This is a genomic window from Delftia acidovorans SPH-1 (assembly GCF_000018665.1).
Lineage (GTDB): Bacteria > Pseudomonadota > Gammaproteobacteria > Burkholderiales > Burkholderiaceae_C > Comamonas > Comamonas acidovorans.
The window spans coordinates 439,986-463,032 of record NC_010002.1 but is presented as its reverse complement, the minus strand read 5'-3'; the positions used below and the strand labels follow the sequence as shown (position 1 = coordinate 463,032).

Sequence of the window (23,047 nt, the reverse complement as noted above, 5' to 3'; positions counted from 1 at the left end):
TCTTCAAGGAGAACACCCATGCGATTCAAACGACCGCAGGTGCGCTATGCCGACACGCCGCAGCCTGCTACTCCGTACCAATCCGCCGCACAGGTGTGGGACGAGCGCATCGGCTCGGCCCGCGTGCAGGCGAAGAACTGGCGTTTCATGGCCTTCGGCTGTCTCACGCTGGCCGTGCTGATGGCCGGGGGCCTGGTCTGGCGCTCGGCGCAATCCATCGTGACACCCTATGTCATCGAGGTGGACAACGCGGGCCAAGTGCGCGCCGTGGGCGAGGCCGCTACGCCGTACCGGCCCAGCGATGCGCAGATCGCCTACCACCTGGGCCGCTTCATCGGCCTGGTGCGCTCGCTGTCCATCGACCCGATCGTGGTGCGGCAGAACTGGCTGGACGCCTACGACTACACCACCGACAAGGGCGCCGTGGTGCTCAACGAGTACGCCCGCGTGAACGATCCGTTCGCGCGCATCGGCAAGGAGTCGGTGACGGTGCAGATCACCAGCGTGACCCGCGCCAGCGACGCCTCTTTCAACGTGCGCTGGACGGAACAACGCTTCGTCAACGGCGCTCCTGCTGGCACCGAACGCTGGAACGCGGTGATTTCCATCGTGCAGCAGACCCCGCGCACCGAACAGCGCCTGCGCAAGAACCCGTTGGGCATCTACGTCAACGGCCTGTCGTGGAGCCGCGAACTGGATTCTTCCGAAGGAGCCAAGCCATGAACCCGTCTTTCCGTACTTACGTTTCCGTGCTGGCGCTCGCGGCCCTGGCGGGCTGCGCCACCCAGGGCAAGCCGCCGCCGACCATCTCGCTCGATGAGCCGGTGCAGGCGCAGCCGCTGCCGGAGCCGCCTGCACCTGTGGAGGCGGTCGCTGTGCCCGAGGTGCTGCCGATGCCGGCACAGTTGAAGCCAGCGCCCGAGGGCGAAGAAGCCAAGCCGGCGCCGGAGCCGGTCGACGAGAAGGTGCGCGTCTCACGGGCCAATACCGAGGCGCGCGTCGCGCCCACGCGCGAGGGCTACGTCAACGCGATTCAGGTGTGGCCTTTCACGGACGGCGCGCTGTATCAGGTCTATGCGGCCGTGGGCCGCGTGACCGTGATCGCGCTCCAGCCCGGTGAGGAACTGGTGACGGTGGCCGCTGGCGACACGGTGCGCTGGATCGTGGGCGACACATCGAGCGGCAGCGGGGATGCGCTGCGCGTGAACGTGATGGTCAAGCCCATCCGCTCGGGCCTCAAGACGAATCTCGTTGTAACCACCAGCCGACGCACCTATCTGCTGGAACTGACCTCGACAGAGAAGACATGGATGGCGTCGATATCCTGGGAGTACCCCAAGGACAAGATGCTCGCCTTGCAGCGCCAGGCGCAGGCGGCCAGCGCCGCCGCGCCGGTCGAGACCGGGCTGTCGCTGGAGAAGATCCGTTTCCGCTATGCCATCAGTGGCAGCAATCCGCCGTGGAAGCCGCTGCGCGCCTTCGATGACGGCGAGAAGGTATATATCCAGTTTCCCGCCGGCATCGCCCAGGGCGAGTTGCCGCCGCTGTTCGTGATCGGTGCGCAGGGCGACGGGCAATTGGTGAACTACCGCTTCCGCTCGCCGTATTTCATCGTTGATCGCTTGTTCGGCGCTGCCGAGTTGCGCTTGGGCGGGGACAAGGGCGACGTGGTGCGGATCGAGCGCACCGACGGCACGCGGGGGAACTGACCATGAGCCAGGACGACACCCCCGACCTCACCACGCCGCAGGCGGGCAAGGTCGCGCCCGAGGCGGTGGCGCTACGCGCCCAGCCGTGTCCGGTCACGCGCCTGAACCGGCGCACGCTGGCCGTCCTCGTCGGCGGCCTGTCGGTCGCCGTGCTCGGGGCCACGATCTGGTCATTGCAGCCGCATCGGCGCGGCACTGGCGAACAGACCGAGCTTTACAACGTGGATCGCGTATCGAAGTCCGAGGGGCTGGATGGCCTGCCTTCCGACTACTCGAAGCTGCGGAAGGTGCCCGAGTTGGGGCCGCCGCTGCCGGGCGATCTTGGCCCCGCCATCGTCGCTTCGCAGCAGCCGGCCGTAGCCGCTTACGCGGCCCCCGGCCACGATCCGAATGACGCTTTGCGCAAAGAGGCGGAAGCCGCTGCGGCTTCGTCGGTGTTCTTCCGCTCCGGCGGCCAGGGCCAAGGCCAGGCCGCAACGGTGGCGCAGGCGGCGCCGGGTGCGCCGGGTGCTGCAAGCGCGCTCGCAGCCTTCGACCCGCTCGCCGCCGGGCCGGCCTCGACGGCGGCCCAGCCCGCCGACCCGACCGCCACGCAGAACCGGCAAGACCAGAAGGAGGCGTTCCTGAAAGGCGGCTCTACGGAAACCCGCAATTCCGGCAACCTGGCGCTGCCGGCGTCGCCGTATCAGGTGATGGCCGGTACGGTGATCGCCGGGGCGCTGGTCACAGGCATCAAGTCCGATCTTCCGGGCGATGTGATCGCCACCGTCACGGAGCCCGTCTATGACACGGCCACGGGCAAGTTCCTGCTGATCCCGCAGGGATCGCGCATCCTCGGGCGCTACAACAGCCAGGTCAGCTACGGGCAGAGCCGCGTACAGGTGGTATGGAACCGGGTCATCCTGCCCGACACGTCATCGCTGACGCTCGACAACCTCGTGGGCACCGACCCGGCCGGCTACGCCGGCCTGGAAGACGACGTGGACTGGCACTGGAACCGCGTCTTCGCCGGCGCCGTGTTGACGACGCTGCTGGGCGTGGGCGCCGAGCTGGCCGCGCCGGAGAACCGCCAGGACGGCAACCGCATCGTCATCGCCGGGCGCGACAGCGCACAGGACAGCATCAATCAGGTCGGCCAGGAGATCACTCGGCGCAACATGAACATCCAGCCGACGCTGACAGCACGACCGGGCTTGCCGGTTCGGGTGATCGTGGCGCGCGACCTCGTGTTGCGTCCTTACCAACCCATGTTCTATCAGCTTGGAGGTGCGCGATGAGTACCGCCCGAAAACTCCGCCTCGGCCCGTTGCCGTCCAGCGGTAGCACGAAGCTGACGTTCACCTGCCCGGCCAGCCTGAAAGCCGACCTGGACGCCTACGCCGCACTGCACGCGCAGACGTATGGCGAGGCCGTCGATGCAACGACGTTGATCCCGCACATGCTGGAGACGTTCATGGCGGGGGATCGGGGATTCAGAAAGGGAAGCAGGGGCAAGGCCGCACCGCCGAAGTCGGGTTGACGATGTGGACGCATCCACCACCCACTCACGATGAAAGCGCAGCCCTCGGGTTGCGCTTTCGCTTTCTGGGGATGGATTGCGACAGGCCGGGGCATAAGATGGCTATGCGATCTTGCCCGCTGCGGCGCCCCTGCGTTTGCCACCGCAAAGCGCCCATGTGGCACCTAGCCAGAAATGCAGCAAGCGCGCGCCGCAGCCCGAATCTAGGCTAACCTATTGCCCCATAAGACCTTTTGCGCCGCTGCATGACCTCACAAAAGACTTGACAGCGGACATTTTTCATGCCCGGGCCGGACTGCGCACAAAACCGTAGCGTTGCGGCAACGTCTGTGCCGGCACCTCTTCACAGGCAGGCAGCATGCCGGCGTCCAGCGCGGCAGCGGCATCGACCATGTCCTGCGTATGGACCAGGCCCAGGCCGGAGGGCATGGCCAGATACAGGCGCCCTGTCTCATCCATCAAAACCTCCTTGATGTCTGCGGCCTGCAGCTCTGCCCCTGTATGGCTGTGCATCTGCAGGCGCTCGCCATCCCAGCGCAGCCGCCATATCCAGGGTGTGCTTTCCAGTTCCACGTACACGCGCTGGGGACCATTTTGGAAAAACCACCGACCGTCGGGCTCGGCAAGATAGTTGCGGGCGATGAAGTCCGCCAGCTTTTCGTTGCGCACCTCCGCGCCCTTGGCTCCCGGGATGCCGCTGTCGAAAGCGCCGCAGGCCTGGGCCTCTTCATCGCGCAGATACCAGCGCCCGCGCTCGTCCAGCCCCAGCCAGCCGCTGCAGGCGGGCACATGGGGCCATTTGGCCATGGCCTGCTTCACGATATCGTCCATTGCATTCATCCTTGTTCGCTGTCTGCCAGCCACTGCGTGACGGCCTGCGGCATGCCCAGTACATGCCCTGGCCAATGTCCCTGTGCAAAACCCACATGACCGCCATGCGGCGGTTGCCACAGCGTAACCCGTGGGCCGACCTCGCCTGGCCCTGGCAGGCTGCATGCAGGCACAAAAGGGTCGTCCAGCGCATTGAGCAGCAGCGCGGGCACGGCAATGCTGCCCAGCACAGGCTTGGCTGCCGCCCGGCGCCAGTAGTCGTGCGCATCGAGAAAGCCATGCACGGGTGCCGTGAACGCGTCATCGAACTCCTTCAGATCGCGCGCGCGCACCGCGGCATCGCGGTCGAAGAGGCCGGGAAATTGCGCCCATTTGACCCGCGCCTTGGGCACCAGCGTGCGCAGGAACATGCGTGTGTAGATCCAGCGGTTCAGCCCTTGCCCCAGCGCCATGCCGCCAGCCGCCAGGTCCAGCGGCGCACTCACCGCCGCCAGGGCCTGGACCACCTCGGCCGCCTTGTCTGCCTGCAGACCGGCCCAGCGCGCAAGCGCATTGCCGCCCAGGGAAACACCCACGACATGGAGCGGGCGGGAAGACCGTGCGCGCAGGCGGCGCAGTATCCAGTCCACCTCCTGCACATCGCCCGAGTGATAGGCGCGCGGGCCCCGGTTGACCTCGCCGCTGCAGCCGCGAAAGTGCGGCACGGCCATGTGCCAGCCACGCTGCGCGGCCACCCAGGCCATGGCCTGGGCATAGTGGCTGTTCGCCGAGCCTTCAAGGCCATGGAAAAGCACCAGCCATGGCGCGTCTACAGGCGGGGTGGGAGCACCGCCGAAGGCGACATCGATGAAGTCCCCATCCGGGGTATCCCAGCGCTCCCAGCGCCAGGCGGGCGCCGCCTGGCCCACCGGCCAGCGGCGCGCGAACAGTGCCGGCCAGATGGTCTGGGCGTGGCCCCCGGGCAACCAGCGCGCCGCCGTGAATTCGTGCATAAAAGCCCTGTTAGCAGTCCTTGCCACACCGCTGCGCAATGGCCTTTGCCCTACAGGGCAGCAGGCCGGGCGCGCAGCACAATCGCCAGCATTGCGCATGCGTCGTGCGCGATACTGTTTTCCATTGTCGCTTTCAGGTTGCCATCTTATGAAACGTCTACTCGCCACGCTTGCCACGGTCCTGGCATTGACCGGCTGCGGCTACAACGACTTCCAGCGTCTTGACGAACAGACCAAGTCGGCCTGGAGCGAGGTGCTCAACCAGTACCAGCGCCGTGCCGACCTGGTGCCCAACATCGTGGCCTCGGTCAAGGGCGAGGCCAATTTCGAGCAGGAAACCCTGACCAAGGTGGTGGAGGCACGCGCGAAGGCCACCTCCATCCAGGCCACGCCCGAGCTGGTCAACAACCCCGAGGCCTTCAACAAGTTCCAGCAGGCGCAGGGCGAGCTGTCCAGTGCCCTGTCGCGGCTGATGGTGGTGGCCGAGCGCTATCCCCAGCTGCAGGCCAACCAGGGCTTCCGCGACCTGCGCGTGACGCTGGAGGGCACGGAGAACCGCATCACCGTGGCGCGCAACCAGTACATCCAGGCCGTGCAGTCCTACAACGTGCTGGCGCGCAGCTTTCCGACCAATCTGACGGCCAAGGTCTTCAGCTACGAACCCAAGCCCAGCTTCAGCGTGCAGAACGAGGCCGAAATCTCCCGTCCGCCCACGGTGGACTTCGGCAACAAGTAAGCCGTGACCATGTCCCTGGTGCCACTGTGGCGCATGCTTTGCGCCCTTGTCCTGACCATGCTGCTGCTGCCCGGGAGCACGCTGGCGCAGGCGCCGCAGCCCGTGCCGGCCCTCTCGGCGCGGCTCATCGACCAGACGGGCACGCTGTCGGCCGATGAGGCACGCGCCATTGAGGACAGGCTGCGCGGCATCGAACAGAAGTCGGGCTCGCAGGTCGTCGTGCTGATGGTGGCCACCACCGCGCCCGAGGACATTGCCGCCTATACCTGGCGCGTGGCCAGTGACTGGAAGATCGGCCGCCGCGACGTGGGCGACGGCCTGTTGGTGGTGATTGCCAAGAACGACAGGCGCATGCGCATGGAAGTGGCCCGCGCGCTGGAAGGCGCGATCCCCGACCTGGCGGCCGCGCGCATCATCGACCAGCAGATGGCACCGCGCTTTCGCCAGGGGGACTATGCAGGCGGCATCACCGCTGCGCTGGACCAGGTGGCAGCGCGCATTGCGGGCGAGCAACTGCCGGCGCCCTCCTCCAGCCCCCAGTCTTCCAAAAGCCCGGACAGGGGCTTCGACATGGAAGACCTGATGCTGTTCTTCTTCTTCGGCGTGGCCGTGGTCGGTCCCATCCTGCGCTCGGTGCTGGGCCGGCCGCTGGCCTCCGTGCTGGCGGGGGCAGGCGCCGGCATTGCCGCCTATGTGGTGACGGCCAGCCTGCTCGTCGCCGCAGGAGCGGGAGTCGTCGCGCTGCTGTTCACTCTGCTGGGAAGCGGCCGCTCCGGCAGGGGTGGCGGCGGTGGATGGGGCGGTGGCGGCGGCTTTGGCGGCGGCGGCGGCCGCAGCGGTGGCGGGGGCTTCAGCTCCGGCAGAGGCGGCAGTTTCGGGGGCGGCGGCGCCTCGGGGAGTTGGTGAAATGGCGGCTGCAATCACAGGCTTTGTTCAGCGTCTGCTCCGGCTGCTGCGCCACCATTGGGCCGAAGGGCAGTTGCGCCGTGCACTCCCGCCTGAAAGCCTGGCGGAGCTGGAGCGCCTGATCACCATGAGCGAGCAGCGCCATACAGGCCAGATTCGCATCTGCGTCGAACCCGGACTGCCGCCCAGCTACCTGTGGCGCGACGCCACGCCGCGCGAGCGCGCCATCACGCTGTTCGGCAAGCTGCGCGTCTGGGATACCGAACACAACAACGGTGCCCTGATCTATCTGCTGCTGGCCGACCACGCCATCGAAATCGTCGCCGACCGCGCCCTGGCGCGCACCCTGCCGGCGGAACAATGGCAAACGCTGATCAGCGACATGGGTGCCGCCTTTCAGGGCGGCCATTACGCCATGGGCATGACAGCAGCCCTGGAGCGCGTGAGCCTGCTGCTTGAAACCAACTTTCCGCGTGACCCGCTGCAGCCTGTGCACGATGGCAGCGACAATCTTCCCGATGCTGTCGTGATACAGCACCACTGAAAGGCAGGCAGGCTGCGCAGGCCGGGCCGAGCCACCCCCTTCATCAAGCTATCGCGGGCACGGAGGCTGTGATAGCGTCACGCCATTTCATCAAGGAGCATCCACACCATGAAGAACACCCTGGCCCGCCTGGGCCTGCTGGCCGCCGTGCTGACCCTGAGCGCCTGTGCAAGCCCCATCCTCGACGACTCGCAGGAATATGACTATGTGCTCAGCTGCAAGCTGCGCGAAGACGACCCCAAGCGCTGCGAGCAACAGATCCGCGCCCTGTGCCCCGTGCCCGCCAAGGCCGTGACGCACAAGTCGCGCACGGTGGACCCCAAGGACAATGCCGTGACCTACGTGTACCAGGCCCGCTGCGGCGACTGAGACGCCTGCGCACCATGAAAAAAGCCGCCCGAAGGCGGCTTTTTTGCGGCTGGTCCCGGGAGGGCTCAGCGCTTTTGGCGGAACTTGCGCAGGGCCGCGATCTGAGCTGCCATGACGGCCAGCTCGGACTGGGCACGTGCCAGATCGACTTCGCTCTTGGCGTTCTTCAGTGCTTCCTCGGCTTCGAGCTTGGCCTTCTCGGCCTTCTCGGCGTCCAGGTCGGCACCGCGGATGGCGGTGTCGGACAGCACGGTCACACAGTTGGGCTGCACTTCCAGGATGCCGCCGGCCACGAAGACGAACTCTTCGCTGCCGTCCGCCATCTCGATACGCACCGAGCCGGGCTTGATGCGCGTGATCAGCGGAGTGTGGCGGGGAAAAATGCCCAGTTCGCCGGATTCACCGGGCAGGGCGACAAAGCGCGCTTCACCGGAGAAGATGGACTCTTCGGCACTGACCACATCAACGTGGATGGTGTTCATCTTTGCTCCTCAGAAAAGGTGGGACTGGAACTTGGAACCGGCAGGGCCCAGATCGGGGACACCGAGCAAGGGCCGCCCCGCAGCGAGGGTGTCGTCCCCCTCCCCCGCGAAGCGGGTAGAGAAGGGGAAGCGACGCAGTCGCTCAGGGGGTGCCGCAGGCTCAAGCCGCCAGTTTCTTGGCCTTCTCGAAGGCTTCGTCGATGGTGCCAACCATGTAGAAGGCCTGCTCGGGCAGGTGATCGCACTCGCCAGCGCAGATCATCTTGAAACCACGGATGGTTTCAGCCAGCGACACGTACTTGCCGGGAGCGCCAGTGAACACTTCGGCCACGTGGAAAGGCTGCGACAGGAAACGCTGGATCTTGCGGGCGCGGGCCACGGTCAGCTTGTCTTCGGGAGCCAGCTCGTCCATGCCCAGAATGGCGATGATGTCGCGCAGTTCCTTGTAGCGCTGCAGCGTGCCCTGCACTTCGCGGGCCACCTTGTAGTGCTCTTCACCCACGACTTGGGGGTCCAGCTGGCGGCTGGTGGAGTCCAGCGGATCGACGGCGGGGTAGATACCCAGCGAAGCGATGTCACGCGACAGCACCACGGTCGAGTCCAAGTGGGCGAACGTCGTGGCAGGCGAGGGGTCGGTCAAGTCATCGGCAGGCACGTAAACGGCCTGGATGGAAGTGATCGAACCGACCTTGGTCGAGGTGATGCGCTCTTGCAGGCGGCCCATTTCCTCGGCCAGCGTGGGCTGGTAGCCCACGGCGGAAGGCATGCGACCCAGCAGAGCGGACACTTCGGTACCGGCCAGCGTGTAGCGGTAGATGTTGTCCACGAAGAACAGCACGTCCTTGCCTTCGTCACGGAAGGCTTCGGCCATGGTCAGGCCGGTCAGCGCCACGCGCAGACGGTTGCCCGGGGGTTCGTTCATCTGGCCGTAGACCATGGCCACCTTGGAGTCGTTCAGCGACTCCTGGTTGACCACGCCGGCGTCCGACATTTCGTGATAGAAGTCATTGCCTTCGCGGGTACGTTCACCCACACCGGCGAACACCGACAGACCACCGTGGCCCTTGGCGATGTTGTTGATGAGCTCCATCATGTTCACGGTCTTGCCCACACCGGCGCCACCGAACAGACCCACCTTGCCGCCCTTGGCGAAGGGCGAGATCAGGTCGATCACCTTGATGCCGGTTTCCAGCAGTTCCTGCGAAGGCGACAGCTCGTCATAAGCCGGTGCCTTGCGGTGGATGGGAGCCGTCAGCGCCTGATCCACGGGACCGCGTTCGTCGATGGGATTGCCCAGCACGTCCATGATGCGACCCAGCGTCGCCTTGCCCACGGGCACGGTAATGGGGTTGCCGGTGTTGGACACCATCAGGCCGCGACGCAGACCGTCGGACGAACCCAGGGCGATGGTACGCACAACGCCGTCACCCAGCAGTTGCTGCACTTCCAGCGTCAGGGCCGAGCCGTCGAGCTTCAGGGCATCGAACACCTTGGGCATTGCGTTGCGGGGGAACTCGACGTCCACCACAGCGCCAATACATTGAACAATCTTGCCTTGCACTTGAGCCATTTTTTGCTCCAATTAGTTTGTCTGTTGAGCTGCTTTACACAGCAGCGGCGCCAGCCACGATTTCCGACAGTTCGGTCGTGATGGCTGCCTGACGCGTCTTGTTGTAGACCAGCTTCAACTCGCTGATGACGTTGCCGGCGTTGTCGGTAGCGGCCTTCATGGCCACCATGCGCGCCGATTGCTCGGACGCCATGTTTTCCGCGACAGCTTGGTAGACCAGGGACTCTGCGTAGCGCACGAGCAGCTCGTCGATCACGGACTGCGCGTCGGGTTCGTAGATGTAGTCCCAGCTATGGCCAGACGTCTTCTCGGCCTGCATGCTCTCGGACGACAGGGGCAGCAACTGCTCCACCACCGATTCCTGCTTCATGGTGTTGATGAACTTGGTGTAGCTCAGGTACACCGCGCTCAGCTTGCCCGCTGCATATGCATCGAGCAGCACCTTCACAGGGCCGATCAGCTTTTCCAGATGGGGCGTATCGCCCAGACCCGTCGCGTGCGAAACCACCTTGGCGCCGACACGGTTCAGAAAGCCCAGACCCTTGTTGCCAATGGCCACTGCTTCTGCCGACACGCCTTGATCCTGCAGCTCCCGCAGCTTGGCCGTGACAGCACGCAACACGTTGGTGTTCATGCCGCCGCACAACCCCTTGTCCGTCGTCACCACGATGACGCCGGCTGTCTTTGCATCACCGTTCACTTGCATGAACGGGTGCACGTACTCGGGGTTGGCTTGGCCAAGATGGACTGCAATGTTGCGGATCTTTTCGCTGTACGGGCGTGCAGCCAGCATCCGTTCCTGCGCCTTGCGCATCTTGGATGCGGCCACCATTTCCATGGCTTTGGTGATCTTCTTGGTGTTTTCCACCGATTTGATCTTGCCGCGAATTTCCTTACCTGCTGCCATGATGGCTCCTCGTCCGGTTTAAGCGAACGACTTCTTGAACGCAGCGATGGCGGCGTTCAATTCGGCTTCGGAATCCTTGTCCATGGCCTTGGAAGCGTTCAGCTTGTCGATCAGGGCGCCGTGGCTGGTCTTCAGGAACTGGTGCAGACCAGACTCGAAAGCCAGCACTTGCTTGACCTGGATGTCGTCCATGTAGCCCTTGTTCACTGCGAACAGCGAAGCGCCCATCAAAGCGGTGGACAGGGGGCTGTACTGGGCCTGCTTGAGCAGTTCGGTCACGCGGGCACCGCGGTCCAGCTGCTTGCGGGTGGCTTCGTCCAGGTCGGAGGCGAACTGCGCGAAGGCAGCCAGCTCACGGTATTGCGCCAGGTCGGTACGGATACCGCCGGACTGGCCCTTGACCAGCTTGGTCTGTGCAGCACCACCGACGCGCGACACCGAGATACCGGCGTTGATGGCGGGGCGGATACCGGCGTTGAACAGGCTGGTTTCCAGGAAGATCTGACCGTCCGTGATCGAGATCACGTTCGTGGGCACGAAGGCCGACACGTCACCGGCCTGGGTTTCGATGATGGGCAGTGCCGTCAGCGAACCCGTCTTGCCCTTGACTTCACCCTTGGTGAAGGCTTCGACGTAGTCGGCATTCACGCGGGCTGCACGTTCGAGCAGGCGGCTGTGGAGATAGAACACGTCGCCGGGGAAGGCTTCGCGGCCCGGGGGACGGCGCAGCAGCAGCGAAACCTGGCGGTAGGCCACGGCTTGCTTGGACAGGTCGTCATAGACGATCAGGGCGTCTTCGCCGCGGTCGCGGAAGTACTCGCCCATCGTGCAGCCGGAGTAGGCCGACACGTACTGCATGGCAGCGGATTCGGAAGCGGTGGCAGCCACGACGATGGTGTATTCCATCGCGCCGGCCTGCTCCAGGGCACGCACCACGTTCTTGATCGAGGAAGCCTTCTGGCCGATCGCAACGTAGATGCAGGTAACGCCCTGACCCTTCTGGTTGATGATGGCGTCGATGGCCACGGCGGTCTTGCCGGTCTGGCGGTCGCCGATGATCAGTTCGCGCTGGCCACGGCCGACGGGCACCATCGAGTCGATGGACTTGATGCCGGTCTGCAGGGGCTGGTCCACGGACTGGCGTGCGATCACGCCGGGAGCGACCTTCTCGATCACGTCCGTCATCTTGGCGTTGATCGGGCCCTTGCCGTCGATCGGCTGACCCAGGGCGTTGACCACGCGGCCGATGAGTTCGGGGCCGACGGGCACTTCCAGAATACGGCCCGTGCACTTGACGGTGTCGCCTTCGGAGATGTGCTCGTACTCGCCCAGAATCACGGCGCCGACGGAGTCGCGCTCGAGGTTCAGCGCCAGGCCGAAGGAGGGCTGGCCATCCTTGCCTGCGGGGAATTCCAGCATTTCGCCTTGCATCACGTCCGACAGGCCGTGCACGCGCACGATACCGTCGGTCACCGAAACCACGGTGCCTTCGTTACGGATGTCGCTGCTGCCAGCCAGACCCTCGATGCGGCTCTTGATCAGTTCAGAAATTTCTGCGGGATTGAGTTGCATGACTCTTTCCTTCTTTAGCTTTGGTTAGCCGAGACCTCAGTCGCGTTGTTACGCAATGAGGGCCGCTTTCATTTGTTCCAGGCGGGCCTTGACGGACGTGTCAAGAACTTCATCACCCACCACGACGCGGATGCCACCGATCAGGGACTGATCTTGCTGCACCGACAGGTTCAGCTTTCGGCCGAAACGCTTCTCCAGCGAAGTCCCGAGGGCAGCCAGAGCGGCAGCATCTATGGGAAAAGCGCTTTGAACCACGGCGTCGGACGAGCCACCGGCGCGGTTCACGAGGCTGCGAAACTGAGCCGCCACTTCTGGCAGGGCTTGCAGTCGGCCGTTTTCAATGATGACGCGCAGAAAGTTGCGAGCGGCATCAGGCAATGCCGAGCCGGCCACGCCGCTGATGACGTCGAACAGTTGTTCGTCGGTCACCTTGGGGTCGTCGGCCAGCTGGCGCAATTGCGGATTGGCGGCAATCGCCGCCAATTCCTCCGCCCAGGCAACAGTGCCGGACAGGTCAGCACCCTGCTGGGTGCTGGCCTTGAACAGGGCATCTGCGTAAGGACGGGCAATGGTGGCGAGTTCTGCCATGTTTGCTCTTCCTTACAGCTCGGTCTTCAGGCGGTTCAGCAGGTCGGCATGGACGCCGGCATCCACTTCCTTGCGCAGGATCTGCTCGGCGCCCTTGACGGCCAGCGCAGCCACTTGCTCGCGCAGGGCTTCACGGGCCTGGACTGTCTGCTGCTCGGCCTCGGCGCGGGCAGCAGCAACAATCTTGTTGCCTTCTTCGGAGGCACGGGCCTTGGCTTCTTCGATGATGGCCTGGGCACGGCGTTCGGCGTCCGCAAGCCGCGATGCCGTTTCGTTGCGCGTCTGGGCCAGTTCCTGCTCGACGCGCTTGTTGGCGGCGGCCAGGTCAGTCTTGGCCTTGTCGGCAGCAGCGAGGCCATCGGCGATTTTCAGAGCTCGTTCATCCAGCGCCTTCGCGATCGGGGGCCACACGAACTTCATCGTGAACAGCACCAGGATCAGGAAAACGATGGCCTGGACGAACAGGGTCGCGTTGATACTCACGGCAACACCTTTCTATCTAGGGCGTTGATCGGAGCTTAGGCCAGGACGAAGGGGTTGGCGAAAGCGAACAGCAGAGCGATAGCAACACCGATCAGGAAGGCAGCGTCGATCAGACCGGCCAAGATGAACATCTTGGTTTGCAGTTCGTTGATCAGCTCAGGCTGACGTGCCGACGATTCCAGGAACTTGCCACCCATCAGGGCGATACCGATCGAAGCGCCGATAGCGCCCAGACCAACGATCAGACCACAAGCCAGAGCGACGAGACCGAGAATGTTTTCCATGATGACTCCTGAGATTAAAGAAAGAGAAAGGTTGAGAGGGAAAGGAAATGGTCAGTGGGCTTCATGTGCCTGGCCGAGATAGATCAGCGTCAGCATCATGAAAATGAAGGCCTGCAGGGTGATGATCAGAATGTGGAAGATCGCCCAGATAGAGCCTGCAATGATGTGCCCCAAGGGGAGCAACACACCGGAAAGCGACATGGCAGCCGCACCGCCCATCAGAGCGATCAGACAGAACACCAACTCACCAGCGTACATGTTGCCGAACAGTCGCATGCCATGCGAAACCGTCTTGGCGACATATTCAATGATCTGCATGGCCAGGTTGATAACACCCAGGATCAGTGCAAACACGGGATTCTTGCTGGTGCCGAACGGAGCGGTCACCAGTTCGTGGGCCCAGCCGCCCATGCCCTTGATCTTGATGCTGTAGAAGAAGCACAGGATCAGCACGGCCGAGGACAGGCCCAGCGTGGTCGAGAGGTCAGCCGTGGGAACGACACGCAGGTAGGCGTGCGAGTCACCCTGGACGCCCTGCCACAGTACCGGCAGCAGGTCCACGGGAAGCATGTCCATGGCGTTCATCATGAAGATCCAGACGAACACGGTCAGTGCCAGGGGAGCGATGAACTTGCGGCTTTGCGCGTTGTGGATGTTGGCCTTGGCCTGGTTGTCCACCATCTCGACCAGCAGCTCTACAGCCGCCTGGAAGCGGCCCGGAACGCCCGATGTGGCCTTGCGCGCGGCAAGCCACAGCACGAACAGGCTCAGCACGCCCAGCGTGGCGCTGACGACGATCGAGTCCAGGTTGATGACCGAAAAGTCGATGATCGACTTTTGCTTGATGTTCTGGAGGTGCTGCAGGTGGTGAACGATGTATTCACTTGCAGTAGGTGCGTGCGCGTCTGCGGCCATCGGTCAACTTCTCTTCAAATATCAATCGGTTTTTCGGACATTGGCCCGCACTATCAGCGCGACCCAATACGTTTTCATGACGATCACCAAGCCCGCCAGCAGCGCCAGCCAACTCAGCCCCGGGACCAGCTTGGGTGCAGCCGCCAGCATGGCAATGCACAGCACCAGCTTCACCAGTTCCCAGCCAAAAATTCCCACCATGGCGGCTGCAGCGCCGCCCGGCCTCTTGCGCACGACGGCGCGCGCAAACAGCGCAGCCGGCAGCACCACCGACAAGGCGCCATAGGCAGCCGACCATCCGACCTCGGCGCGCCCCGTCACCAGCCACGCGACCAGTGCCACCAGCACGCCAACCACCGCCTGGACCACCACGAAGCGCCACACAGACATCTGCGGGTTTCGCGTGCGCCACTCCTGAGCCTCCTCGGAGGTCAGGGGCTTGAAGTCGGAATCCTCGCCCTCAAGTTCCCTGTCAGCGTCTGTGTCAGCGGCGTAGTTTTTCATTGAGTTCTCGAAGGCCGCAGACCAGACAAGACTTTTTCACAAAGCCTCTGATTATAAGTAAAAACCCCTGCCGAACGATAGGGGTTGTTACGGGCATGCCCAAAACGGCGGCGGCAGCCTGGCTGTGTGGCAGCAGGCCAACAACGCCAGCCTCGCACCGCAGGCAGCTTGTTTGTTGTGTGTGGAGTTTCGTGACCGGCGGCGCGGCAGCCCCAGGCTGCGACATGGCCGCGAACGATAGCGCACAATCGCCTCCAACGCCAAGCGATTAACCTTGATTCACCTATGACCGACGCCCCCACCCCCTCCTCCGCACCAGCAGCCGCGCCGGGCGCGGACCCGCGCAAGGACTCGTTGATCGAGTACCCGTCGCAGTTTCCCATCAAAGTCATGGGCATCAAGGCCGAGCATCTGGTGCATGAAATCACCCAGATCGCCGAGCGCTTCGACCCCGCTTTTGACCCCAGCACCATCGAGTTGCGCCCCAGCAGCAGCGGCAAATACCTGGGTGTCACCGTCACGGTGACAGCCACCAGCCGCGAGCAGCTCGATGACCTGTACCAGGCATTCACCTCGCACCCGCTTGTGAAAGTGGTGCTTTGAGCGCCCCAGCCGCCGAGCTTGCGCAGACGCTGGACTTGCGCCTGCTGGGCCGTACCGACTACGAAGCCACGGTGCAGGCCATGCAGGCATTCACGAGCGGCCGCGATGCCGGCACGCGCGACGAGCTCTGGATCTGCGAGCACGCCCCGCATTTCACGCAAGGCCTTGCCGGGAAAAGTGACCACTTGCTGAACCCTGGCGACATTCCCGTGGTCGCAACCAACCGCGGCGGGCAGGTCACCTACCACGGCCCGGGCCAGGTGGTCGCCTATCCGTTGCTGGATCTGCAGCGCCTGGGCTACTTCGTCAAGGAATACGTGTTCCGCATCGAAGATGCGGTCATCCGCACGCTGGAGCATTTCGGCATCACCGGCCACCGCGTGGAAGGCGCCCCCGGCATCTACGTGCGTCTCGACGATCCTCGCAGCCACGCCATGCTGGCCCAGCGCCCGCAACTGCGTGTACCCGGCTCGCCCGCGCCCCAGCCCGATTTTTCGGGGCTGGGCAAGATTGCAGCCCTGGGCATCAAGGTCAGCCGGCATTGCACCTATCACGGCGTTGCCCTGAATGCCGCCATGGACCTGGAACCCTACGAACGAATCAACCCTTGCGGCTATGCAGGACTGCAAACGGTGGACCTTTCTACAATCGGCGTTCAGACAACCTGGGACGAAGCCGCGCGCGTGCTGGGACGACAGTTGCAGCGCCGCCTAGCCCCCTGAATCCAGAACCATGACCACCAACACCGTCGTGCGCGAAGCGCAGTCCCAAGCCGAGTACAACCCGCTGGCCAAGCAGAAGGCGGCAGCGAAGCTTTCGCGCATCCCGATCAAGGTCGAGCATGGCGAGGCCCTCAAGAAGCCCGATTGGATCCGCGTCAAGGCGGGCAGCCCCACCACGCGCTTCTACGAGATCAAGGACATCCTGCGCGCCAACAAGCTGCACACGGTCTGCGAGGAAGCCTCCTGCCCCAACATCGGCGAATGTTTCGGCAAGGGCACGGCCACCTTCATGATCATGGGCGACAAGTGCACGCGCCGCTGCCCGTTCTGCGACGTGGGCCACGGCCGCCCCGACCCGCTGGACACCAACGAGCCGCTCAATCTTGCCAAGACGATTGCCGAGCTGCGCCTGAAGTACGTGGTGATCACCAGCGTGGACCGTGACGACCTGCGCGATGGCGGCTCGGGCCATTTCGTGGAGTGCATCAAGAACATCCGCGAGCTCTCGCCGCTGACCCAGATCGAGATCCTGGTGCCCGACTTCCGCGGCCGCGACGACCGTGCGCTGGAAATCCTCAAGGCCGCACCTCCCGATGTGATGAACCACAACCTGGAGACCGCACCGCGCCTGTACAAGGAAGCGCGTCCCGGCTCGGACTACCAGTTTTCGCTGAACCTGCTCAAGAAGTTCAAGGCCTTGCACCCCAAGGTTCCGACCAAGAGCGGCATCATGGTGGGCCTGGGCGAGACCGACGAGGAAATCCTGCAGGTGATGCGCGACATGCGCGCCCATGACATCGACATGCTGACCATCGGCCAGTACCTGGCGCCCAGCAACAGCCACCTGCCGGTGCGCCGATATGTGCACCCCGACACCTTCAAGATGTTCGAGGAAGAAGCCTACAAGATGGGCTTCACGCACGCTGCGGTGGGCGCCATGGTGCGCTCCAGCTACCACGCGGATCAGCAGGCACACGCCGCAGGCGTTTGAGTTCGCCGCACCCAGGCGGCTCTCAATGCCCAGCCCTCGCCAGCCCTGCTGCCGAGGGCTTTTTCATGGCCGCATGACGGCACATCAAGACGCGCAGGCAACAAAAAAGCAGAGCCGCTGACGCATGCTCTGCTTGAATTGGAGGCGATGTTGCCTCTTCTGACATCGTAGAAAAAAAGCCTGGCTAACCGGCAGACCGCTGGCTGGCAAACCGACTTGCTGCAGGCTGAACAGGCCTGGCGAGTCGCCCCACGATGAAACTGAAAAAGGCTTGCAGCTCGAATTCCCCACCAGAGAGTTTCTTGCTGCATTGGGGGATGATCATAGCATCGAATGAGAATCAATCGCAACTGAAGTCGCAAATCTTTTTCTGCGCCTCCCCGCCTGGATGAATTCATGGTCCCAGCAGCGCTGCGGGACTGTCCGAGCGCAGGACTTCCTGCGCCCAGGCAGTCAGCTTGCGTGTGTCGGCGCGCAAGATTTCCTGCTTGACGACCAGGATCTGCGCCGGATGCATGGAAAAGCTGCGCAAACCCAGGCCTAGCAGCAGGCGCGTCATGCCCACATCCCCTGCAGTCTCCCCGCAGACACAGACGCTCTTGCCCTGCGCCCTTCCTTCGGCGATCACGTCCGCCACCAGCTTGAGCACGGCGGGATGCAAGGGGTCATAGAGATGGGCCACGGTCTCGTCGGCGCGGTCGATGGCCAGCGTGTACTGGATGAGGTCGTTGGTGCCGATCGACAGGAAGTCGAAGTAACGCAAAAAGGTGCGCACGATCAGCGCGGCCGCAGGCACTTCGATCATGGCGCCCAACTTGACCGGGCCATGGGCCACGCCTCGCGCGTCGAGTTCGCTTTGCGCCAGCCGCACCTGGGCCAGGGTCTGCTCGATCTCGCTTTGGTGGGCCAGCATCGGAAACAGCAGATGGATCTGCCCATGCGCCGCCGCACGCAGGATGGCGCGCAACTGGGTGCGGAACATGGCCGGGTCAGCCAGGCTCCAACGGATGGCGCGCAGACCCAGCGCGGGGTTCAGGTAGTAGTCCTTGGGCTGTGCCTTGTCCAGCGGCTTGTCGGCGCCCACGTCCAGCGTGCGAATGGTCACGGGCATGCCCTGCATGCCGTCCACTGCCTCGCGGTAGGCGCGGTACTGCTCCTCCTCACCGGGCAGGTTGCCGCCGCGCCCCATGAACAGGAATTCCGTGCGGAACAGCCCCACGCCCACGGCGCCTGCATGCACGGCCGCAGGCCCGTCGCCGGGTTGCTCGATATTGGCCAGCAACTCGATGCGCTCTCCGTCCAGCGTCAGCGCGGGCGTGTGGCGCAGGCGTGAGAGGCGCTCGCGCTCCAGCTCGTTCTGGCGCTGGCGAAAGCCATATTCGGCCAGGATGATGGGAGAAGGATCGACGATGACGACGCCTGCGTTGCCATCGATGATGATCCAGTCGTCCTGGCGGATCAGCTGGCTGGCCGCGCGCGCGCCGACCACGGCCGGGATGTCCATGCTGCGCGCCACGATGGCCGTGTGCGAGGTGCGCCCGCCCACGGCCGTGATGAAGCCGGCAAACAGCCGGCTCTTGAACTGCAGCATGTCCACAGGCGAAAGGTCCTGCGCCACCAGGACCAGGGGCACATCGGTGACCTCGTCGAGCAGCAGCGGCTGCTGCGGCGCGCCCTCCCCCGTTGCATCGGCTCGCGGCAGCGCGGCAGGCGCGGGCACGGGGCTGGCCATGCCCTTCATGTAGCGCAGGATGCGCTCGACCACCTGCTCCAGGTCAGCCTTGCGCTCGCGCAGATACTCGTCCTCCATCTCGTCGAACTGGCGCGAGACGACCTCAAGCTGCGTGGTCAGCGCCCATTCGGCGTTGTAGAGACGATCGGAAATCCAGTGCTTGATGGCGGCGGCCAGGGCCTCGTCCTGCAACAGCAGCAGGTGGACGTCGAGCAGGGCATCGAGCTCGCCCGGCGCATCCTGGGGCATTTCATCCTGCAGACGGCGCAGCTCGTCGATGACGGCGTTGCGTGCGCTGCGGGCGCGGTCGATTTCCGCGTCCACCTGGTCGGGCCGGATGAAGTAGTGCACCACCTCCATGCGGCTGGAGGCAACCACCACCGCGCGTCCTATCGCAATGCCCCGTGAAACGGCCAGTCCGTGGATTGCAAACGTCATTGCGCCTGTCCTTTGCCTGCTGCTGCGCAGGCTCCGGGCCGTCGCAATGCGGCAGCGTCCGGGCCCGGCGCGTGTTGCTCTTTTGCGCTCACCGTCTGCCAGCGCAGCGGAGGCCCATCACTGGCCTTCGCCAAATTTGTCGTTGATCAGGGCCGTCAGCGCATCCATGGCTTCCTGCTCCTGCGGTCCTTCGGTTTCCAGCAGCACCTCGGAGCCCATGCCGGCAGCCAGCATCATCACGCCCATGATGCTCTTGGCGTTGATGCGCCGCTCGCCCTTGCTCATCCAGACTTCGCAGGGAAAGCTGCCTGCAAGCTTGGTGAGCTTGGCGGAGGCGCGGGCATGCAGGCCCAGTTTATTGCTGATGGTTATAGGGGTCTTGATCATTGGATGGTCGCGGACTCTGGTTCTGAGGCGTGTTCACGCCCACCTGCATCACCCCATGGCTGCCTCCCGCCAAGGCACGCTCGGCCACGGCTTCCAGCGCCTCGTGGCGATAGCCTATGGAGCGCAGCAGCATGGGCAAGTTCACTCCGGCCACCAGCCGCCCGGCAGGCAGCTGCGCCACCAGGCGCTGCGCCACGTTGCAGGGCGTCGCGCCAAAGAGGTCGGTCAGCACCAGCGTGGGCAGCGCCACCAGGCCGCCATGGTCCTCGAGCAACTGCTCGGCACGCATCAAGGTGGCCTCGGGCGGCTCCTGAGCGGGCACATCCAGGGCAAGGACGTCCTCGGCACTGTCGGCGAACACATGCAAGGCGCATTCGCGCAGTGCATGGGCCAAAGGTGCGTGGGTGAACAAAAGGATGCGCGTGGTCATGAAGTCACAGGGTTCGGAGTCGATTATGGCGTGCGCAGGCGCATGCAGGGCAACCGGCGCGCCTGCACTGCGTTCCATGCCACAGCTGCCTCCCGCATCCGTGGCTCCGAAACCTGTTGCCGTTGCTATTGCAGTTGCAGGCTGGCGAAGAAGTTGTTGGCCTCGTCTGTGCGCGGCTTGTCGCTGTAGATCACGGCATGGTAGAGGCGTGCGCCTGCCGGCTCCATTCGTGCAAACCACACGCCATGGGCGGTGAGCTTCCAGCCCTGGGGCCCCACGCCTTCAAACGTGGTGCGCAGCGACTGCGGCAGATTCAGTGCGCCTGCAGGCAGGAAAGGACCATCTTCCTTGGAGCGCAGTTGCTTGGCGCCCGCCGGTGCCTGCCCCGGAGCACCTGGGTTCATCTGGCCGAGCACGGCTGCCTGCCAGTACGACAGCATCTCGGCGGCTCTGGACGGCTCGCTGACCAGGAAGTGGGACACCGCGTAGGTCGACGCATCGGCGTCGCATCCCATCATGGACATCTGCACCGTGCCCATGCCCTGGCCCAGCTCCACCGGCCGTGTTGCGGATTGCGGATCGCAGGGCAAGAGCACGCGCAGCGGCGTGCCTTCGACCGCGACCTGCCGCCAATCCAGCCTGGGACTGCAGGCGGCCAGGGGCGCCAACACCAGCAGCGCGGCGCCGAGCCGCAGGGCCAGAGCGCGGCCCTTTGCTTTCGAAAAGCTTTCCATCAATGTCATGCCGGCATTATCGGCATGGCCCGACCTGTCCGAGCCCCGAACTTTTGCCCTTGCCGCGCATCGAAAGGCGGTGCACGGCATGCGTGCAGGCCTTCGGGCGCAACTTTGGGCACAATCGTCGCTATGGCAAGCAAACATTGGATCGCAGGCGTGGTGATCGCCGCAGCCGCCGGCATGGGCGCATGGGTGTATTCAGGTGCCGGCCAGACGGCCGCGCCGCAGTCCACCTTCGTGCTGCTGGACGGCAGCAAGCAGACCACGGCCGACCTCAAGGGCAAGGTGACCTTGGTGAACTTCTGGGCCACCAGCTGCACCACCTGCGTGGCCGAGATGCCCGAGATTGTTGCCACTCACCAGAAATTCCAGAGCCAGGGCTTCGAGACCCTGGCCGTGGCCATGAGCTACGACCCGCCCAGCTATGTGGTGAACTTCGCCGATTCGCGCAAGCTGCCTTTCAAGGTCGCGCTGGACAACACCGGCGCCGTGGCCCGGGCCTGGGGCGATGTGCAACTGACGCCCACCACCTACATCGTCAACAAGCGCGGCGACATCGTGAAGCGCTATGTGGGCGCACCTGACTTCGCGGAGTTGCATCGGCTGATCGAGAAGCTGCTCGCCGAGGCCTGATACAGCGCAGACCAGGGCACAAAAAAACCGGCACCAGGCCGGTTTTTCATTGGTGCATCCTCCGCCCGCCGCTCAACGGCTGCGGAAACTGTCGTGGCAGGCCTTGCAGCTGGCGGCGGCCGGGCCGAAGGCGGCCTTGAGCTGGTCCAGGTTGCCGGACTTGGCCGCAGCCGCGAGCTTGACCGTCTCGGCCTGCATCTTCTCCGACAGGTCCTGGAACTTGGCCTGCTCCTTCCAGATTTCAGGCTTGGCCTTTCCACCTTCCGTGCCCGCGCCAAACCCGGCCCAGGGCAGCTTGGCCATGAAGGCCACCACCTCGGCGTTTTCCTGGGCCGCCTTGGCATCGAAGGGGATCTTTCCGTTCGCCATGGCGCCCAGGCGCCCGAAGTGCTGGCCCAGCACGGCGAGCGCGCCCTGGCGGTACTTGATGGCGTCTTCGGACTTGGCGAACTGTGCGGACGCGGGCAGCGCCGTGGTGGCCACCAGGGCGGCCAGCGCCCATGCAGAAACTTTCTTCATCGTGGTTTTCCTTTGGGAGTGTGGGGAAATCTGCCGGGCCAGTATGGCAGCGGCGTCTTGCCGGCGCCGCTTTGATTGACCACGGCCAGGGTGCATTCCTGGTCCTCGCAGGAATGCGGGGCGGCACAATGCCCCATCCCCATCCCCATCCCCATCCCCATCCCCACCCGCATCCCAGCTTTCATGCCATGGCACAAGAATCGACCGCACAAGGCGCCGCCAAGCACAAGGTCCGCATCTGGGACCTGCCCACCCGTCTGTTTCACTGGCTGCTGGCCGCAACGGTGGTCGGCCTGGTCGTGACGGCCAAGCTGGGCGGCAATGCCATGAACTGGCATCTGCTGCTGGGCCATGCCATGCTGGCCCTGCTGCTGTTTCGCCTGCTTTGGGGCCTGGTGGGCGGCCGCTGGTCGCGCTTTGCCAGCTTCATCCACGCGCCCGCCACCGTGCTGCGCCATGTGCGGGGACAAGGAACGGAGAGCGACAGCGCAGGCCACAGCCCGCTGGGCGCCCTGTCCGTGTTTGCCATGCTGGCCGTGCTGATCGCCCAGGTGGGCAGCGGGTTGCTCAGCGACGACGAGATTGCGTTCTCCGGGCCGCTGAGCCGCTTCGTATCGGGTGACACCGTGGCACAGGCCACCGCCTACCACGCGCACTGGGGGCAGTATCTGCTGTACGCGCTGGTGGCCCTGCACCTGTTGGCCATCCTGTTCTATGCCTGGCGCGGACGGGGTCTGGTGCGCGCCATGGTGACGGGAGACAAGCACTTGCCCGAACCCCTGCCCTCTTCACGCGACACGGCAGCCAGCCGCCTGTTGGCCTTGGTCCTGGCGTTGGTGGCGGGGGCCGCCGCATGGTGGGTGCAGCAGCTGGGGGGTGCTTTCTGACGGCGTGGCCAGATGTTGCCAGCTTGCCGCTACACTGCGTTTTCCGTCGTTTTAGCC

29 protein-coding genes are annotated in these 23,047 nt (G+C 64.5%); 13 read left to right on the top strand and 16 right to left on the bottom strand.

Features of this window, described 5'->3' with window-relative positions; translation table 11 throughout:
• Positions 1–18 precede the first annotated feature (18 nt).
• From trbF to DACI_RS02140, 4 genes are read left to right on the top strand one after another with little or no spacing between them, the layout of a single operon-like run.
• Positions 19–723, top strand: a complete 705-nt coding sequence (gene trbF, locus DACI_RS02155; protein ID WP_012202368.1) for a conjugal transfer protein TrbF — start codon at positions 19–21, stop codon at positions 721–723.
• Entirely contained in the window at positions 720–1,709 is a 990-nt protein-coding gene (trbG, locus tag DACI_RS02150) for a P-type conjugative transfer protein TrbG (RefSeq protein ID WP_012202367.1), read from the top strand. Before trbF ends, trbG begins: the two co-directional genes overlap by 4 nt.
• 2 nt (positions 1,710–1,711) lie before the next feature.
• Complete coding sequence (locus DACI_RS02145; protein WP_012202366.1) at positions 1,712–2,986, top strand: TrbI/VirB10 family protein; 1,275 nt, start codon at positions 1,712–1,714, stop codon at positions 2,984–2,986.
• Positions 2,983–3,228 carry a DUF2274 domain-containing protein gene (locus DACI_RS02140; protein ID WP_012202365.1) on the top strand — a complete coding sequence of 82 codons (246 nt, stop codon included), beginning with the start codon at positions 2,983–2,985 and terminating at the stop codon, positions 3,226–3,228. The genes DACI_RS02145 and DACI_RS02140 overlap by 4 nt, the downstream gene beginning before the upstream one ends.
• A 279-nt stretch (positions 3,229–3,507) precedes the next feature.
• Here DACI_RS02140 and DACI_RS02135 read toward each other — a convergent pair whose 3' ends face one another.
• Both DACI_RS02135 and DACI_RS02130 read right to left on the bottom strand, forming a co-directional pair.
• Positions 3,508–4,059: a DUF2946 family protein gene (locus DACI_RS02135; RefSeq protein WP_012202364.1), complete on the bottom strand. Its 552-nt coding sequence runs from the start codon at positions 4,057–4,059 to the stop codon at positions 3,508–3,510.
• Between the two features lie 5 nt (positions 4,060–4,064).
• Positions 4,065–5,051 carry a YheT family hydrolase gene (locus DACI_RS02130; RefSeq protein ID WP_012202363.1) on the bottom strand — a complete coding sequence of 329 codons (987 nt, stop codon included), beginning with the start codon at positions 5,049–5,051 and terminating at the stop codon, positions 4,065–4,067.
• Between the two features lie 148 nt (positions 5,052–5,199).
• Here DACI_RS02130 and DACI_RS02125 point away from each other — a divergent pair, with 148 nt between their 5' ends.
• The 4 genes from DACI_RS02125 to DACI_RS02110 all read left to right on the top strand — a co-directional run bounded on the left by DACI_RS02125 (position 5,200) and on the right by DACI_RS02110 (position 7,606).
• Positions 5,200–5,787: a LemA family protein gene (locus DACI_RS02125; protein WP_012202362.1), complete on the top strand. Its 588-nt coding sequence runs from the start codon at positions 5,200–5,202 to the stop codon at positions 5,785–5,787.
• 33 nt (positions 5,788–5,820) lie between these two features.
• On the top strand, positions 5,821–6,693 hold the full coding sequence (locus DACI_RS02120; RefSeq protein WP_012202361.1) for a TPM domain-containing protein: 873 nt from the start codon (positions 5,821–5,823) through the stop codon (positions 6,691–6,693).
• A gap of 1 nt (position 6,694) precedes the next feature.
• Positions 6,695–7,237 carry a TPM domain-containing protein gene (locus DACI_RS02115; protein WP_012202360.1) on the top strand — a complete coding sequence of 181 codons (543 nt, stop codon included), beginning with the start codon at positions 6,695–6,697 and terminating at the stop codon, positions 7,235–7,237.
• A 108-nt stretch (positions 7,238–7,345) separates the two neighbouring features.
• On the top strand, positions 7,346–7,606 hold the full coding sequence (locus tag DACI_RS02110) for a hypothetical protein (RefSeq protein ID WP_012202359.1): 261 nt from the start codon (positions 7,346–7,348) through the stop codon (positions 7,604–7,606).
• 65 nt (positions 7,607–7,671) lie between these two features.
• Here the strand turns inward: DACI_RS02110 and DACI_RS02105 are convergent, their stop codons facing one another.
• From DACI_RS02105 to DACI_RS02065, 9 genes are all read right to left on the bottom strand, one after another.
• On the bottom strand, positions 7,672–8,088 hold the full coding sequence (locus DACI_RS02105; protein WP_012202358.1) for a F0F1 ATP synthase subunit epsilon: 417 nt from the start codon (positions 8,086–8,088) through the stop codon (positions 7,672–7,674).
• Between the two features lie 160 nt (positions 8,089–8,248).
• On the bottom strand, positions 8,249–9,658 hold the full coding sequence (atpD, locus tag DACI_RS02100) for a F0F1 ATP synthase subunit beta (RefSeq protein ID WP_012202357.1): 1,410 nt from the start codon (positions 9,656–9,658) through the stop codon (positions 8,249–8,251).
• 34 nt (positions 9,659–9,692) lie between these two features.
• The gene (atpG, locus tag DACI_RS02095; RefSeq protein WP_012202356.1) at positions 9,693–10,565 is read right to left on the bottom strand and encodes a F0F1 ATP synthase subunit gamma; all 873 of its coding nucleotides are present in this window, start codon (positions 10,563–10,565) and stop codon (positions 9,693–9,695) included.
• Positions 10,566–10,583: 18 nt separating this feature from the next.
• Entirely contained in the window at positions 10,584–12,137 is a 1,554-nt protein-coding gene (gene atpA, locus DACI_RS02090) for a F0F1 ATP synthase subunit alpha (protein ID WP_012202355.1), read from the bottom strand.
• 48 nt (positions 12,138–12,185) lie between these two features.
• Positions 12,186–12,725: a F0F1 ATP synthase subunit delta gene (locus tag DACI_RS02085; RefSeq protein ID WP_012202354.1), complete on the bottom strand. Its 540-nt coding sequence runs from the start codon at positions 12,723–12,725 to the stop codon at positions 12,186–12,188.
• A gap of 12 nt (positions 12,726–12,737) precedes the next feature.
• A complete protein-coding gene (locus tag DACI_RS02080; RefSeq protein ID WP_012202353.1) occupies positions 12,738–13,208 on the bottom strand; it encodes a F0F1 ATP synthase subunit B in 471 nt (156 codons plus the stop codon).
• A gap of 35 nt (positions 13,209–13,243) precedes the next feature.
• Positions 13,244–13,492 carry a F0F1 ATP synthase subunit C gene (gene atpE / locus DACI_RS02075; protein WP_011803767.1) on the bottom strand — a complete coding sequence of 83 codons (249 nt, stop codon included), beginning with the start codon at positions 13,490–13,492 and terminating at the stop codon, positions 13,244–13,246.
• A 51-nt stretch (positions 13,493–13,543) separates the two neighbouring features.
• Positions 13,544–14,407 carry a F0F1 ATP synthase subunit A gene (gene atpB / locus DACI_RS02070; RefSeq protein WP_012202352.1) on the bottom strand — a complete coding sequence of 288 codons (864 nt, stop codon included), beginning with the start codon at positions 14,405–14,407 and terminating at the stop codon, positions 13,544–13,546.
• Between the two features lie 21 nt (positions 14,408–14,428).
• Complete coding sequence (locus DACI_RS02065) at positions 14,429–14,911, bottom strand: ATP synthase subunit I (protein ID WP_012202351.1); 483 nt, start codon at positions 14,909–14,911, stop codon at positions 14,429–14,431.
• A 285-nt stretch (positions 14,912–15,196) separates the two neighbouring features.
• On the opposite strand from DACI_RS02065, the gene DACI_RS02060 reads away from it, so the two are divergent.
• Genes DACI_RS02060 through lipA form a run of 3 tightly spaced genes read left to right on the top strand, consistent with a single transcriptional unit; the run spans position 15,197 to position 17,227 of the window.
• Positions 15,197–15,514: a YbeD family protein gene (locus DACI_RS02060; RefSeq protein WP_012202350.1), complete on the top strand. Its 318-nt coding sequence runs from the start codon at positions 15,197–15,199 to the stop codon at positions 15,512–15,514.
• Positions 15,511–16,236, top strand: coding sequence for a lipoyl(octanoyl) transferase LipB (gene lipB, locus DACI_RS02055; RefSeq protein WP_012202349.1), 726 nt, complete (start codon positions 15,511–15,513; stop codon positions 16,234–16,236). Before DACI_RS02060 ends, lipB begins: the two co-directional genes overlap by 4 nt.
• Before the next feature lie 10 nt (positions 16,237–16,246).
• Entirely contained in the window at positions 16,247–17,227 is a 981-nt protein-coding gene (lipA, locus tag DACI_RS02050) for a lipoyl synthase (RefSeq protein ID WP_012202348.1), read from the top strand.
• A 394-nt stretch (positions 17,228–17,621) separates the two neighbouring features.
• Here lipA and ptsP read toward each other — a convergent pair whose 3' ends face one another.
• From ptsP to DACI_RS02030, 4 genes are all read right to left on the bottom strand, one after another.
• Positions 17,622–19,397, bottom strand: a complete 1,776-nt coding sequence (gene ptsP, locus DACI_RS02045) for a phosphoenolpyruvate--protein phosphotransferase (protein ID WP_012202347.1) — start codon at positions 19,395–19,397, stop codon at positions 17,622–17,624.
• Between the two features lie 117 nt (positions 19,398–19,514).
• Positions 19,515–19,784, bottom strand: a complete 270-nt coding sequence (locus DACI_RS02040; RefSeq protein WP_012202346.1) for an HPr family phosphocarrier protein — start codon at positions 19,782–19,784, stop codon at positions 19,515–19,517.
• Complete coding sequence (locus DACI_RS02035) at positions 19,753–20,214, bottom strand: PTS sugar transporter subunit IIA (RefSeq protein WP_170962107.1); 462 nt, start codon at positions 20,212–20,214, stop codon at positions 19,753–19,755. Before DACI_RS02035 ends, DACI_RS02040 begins: the two co-directional genes overlap by 32 nt.
• A 125-nt stretch (positions 20,215–20,339) precedes the next feature.
• Complete coding sequence (locus tag DACI_RS02030) at positions 20,340–20,957, bottom strand: hypothetical protein (RefSeq protein ID WP_012202344.1); 618 nt, start codon at positions 20,955–20,957, stop codon at positions 20,340–20,342.
• A gap of 123 nt (positions 20,958–21,080) precedes the next feature.
• Here DACI_RS02030 and DACI_RS02025 point away from each other — a divergent pair, with 123 nt between their 5' ends.
• On the top strand, positions 21,081–21,584 hold the full coding sequence (locus DACI_RS02025) for a TlpA disulfide reductase family protein (RefSeq protein ID WP_043780365.1): 504 nt from the start codon (positions 21,081–21,083) through the stop codon (positions 21,582–21,584).
• Positions 21,585–21,656: 72 nt separating this feature from the next.
• Here the strand turns inward: DACI_RS02025 and DACI_RS02020 are convergent, their stop codons facing one another.
• A complete protein-coding gene (locus tag DACI_RS02020; RefSeq protein ID WP_043780359.1) occupies positions 21,657–22,103 on the bottom strand; it encodes a c-type cytochrome in 447 nt (148 codons plus the stop codon).
• 188 nt (positions 22,104–22,291) lie between these two features.
• Here DACI_RS02020 and DACI_RS02015 point away from each other — a divergent pair, with 188 nt between their 5' ends.
• Complete coding sequence (locus DACI_RS02015) at positions 22,292–22,990, top strand: cytochrome b/b6 domain-containing protein (protein ID WP_043783130.1); 699 nt, start codon at positions 22,292–22,294, stop codon at positions 22,988–22,990.
• Positions 22,991–23,047: the final 57 nt, after the last annotated feature.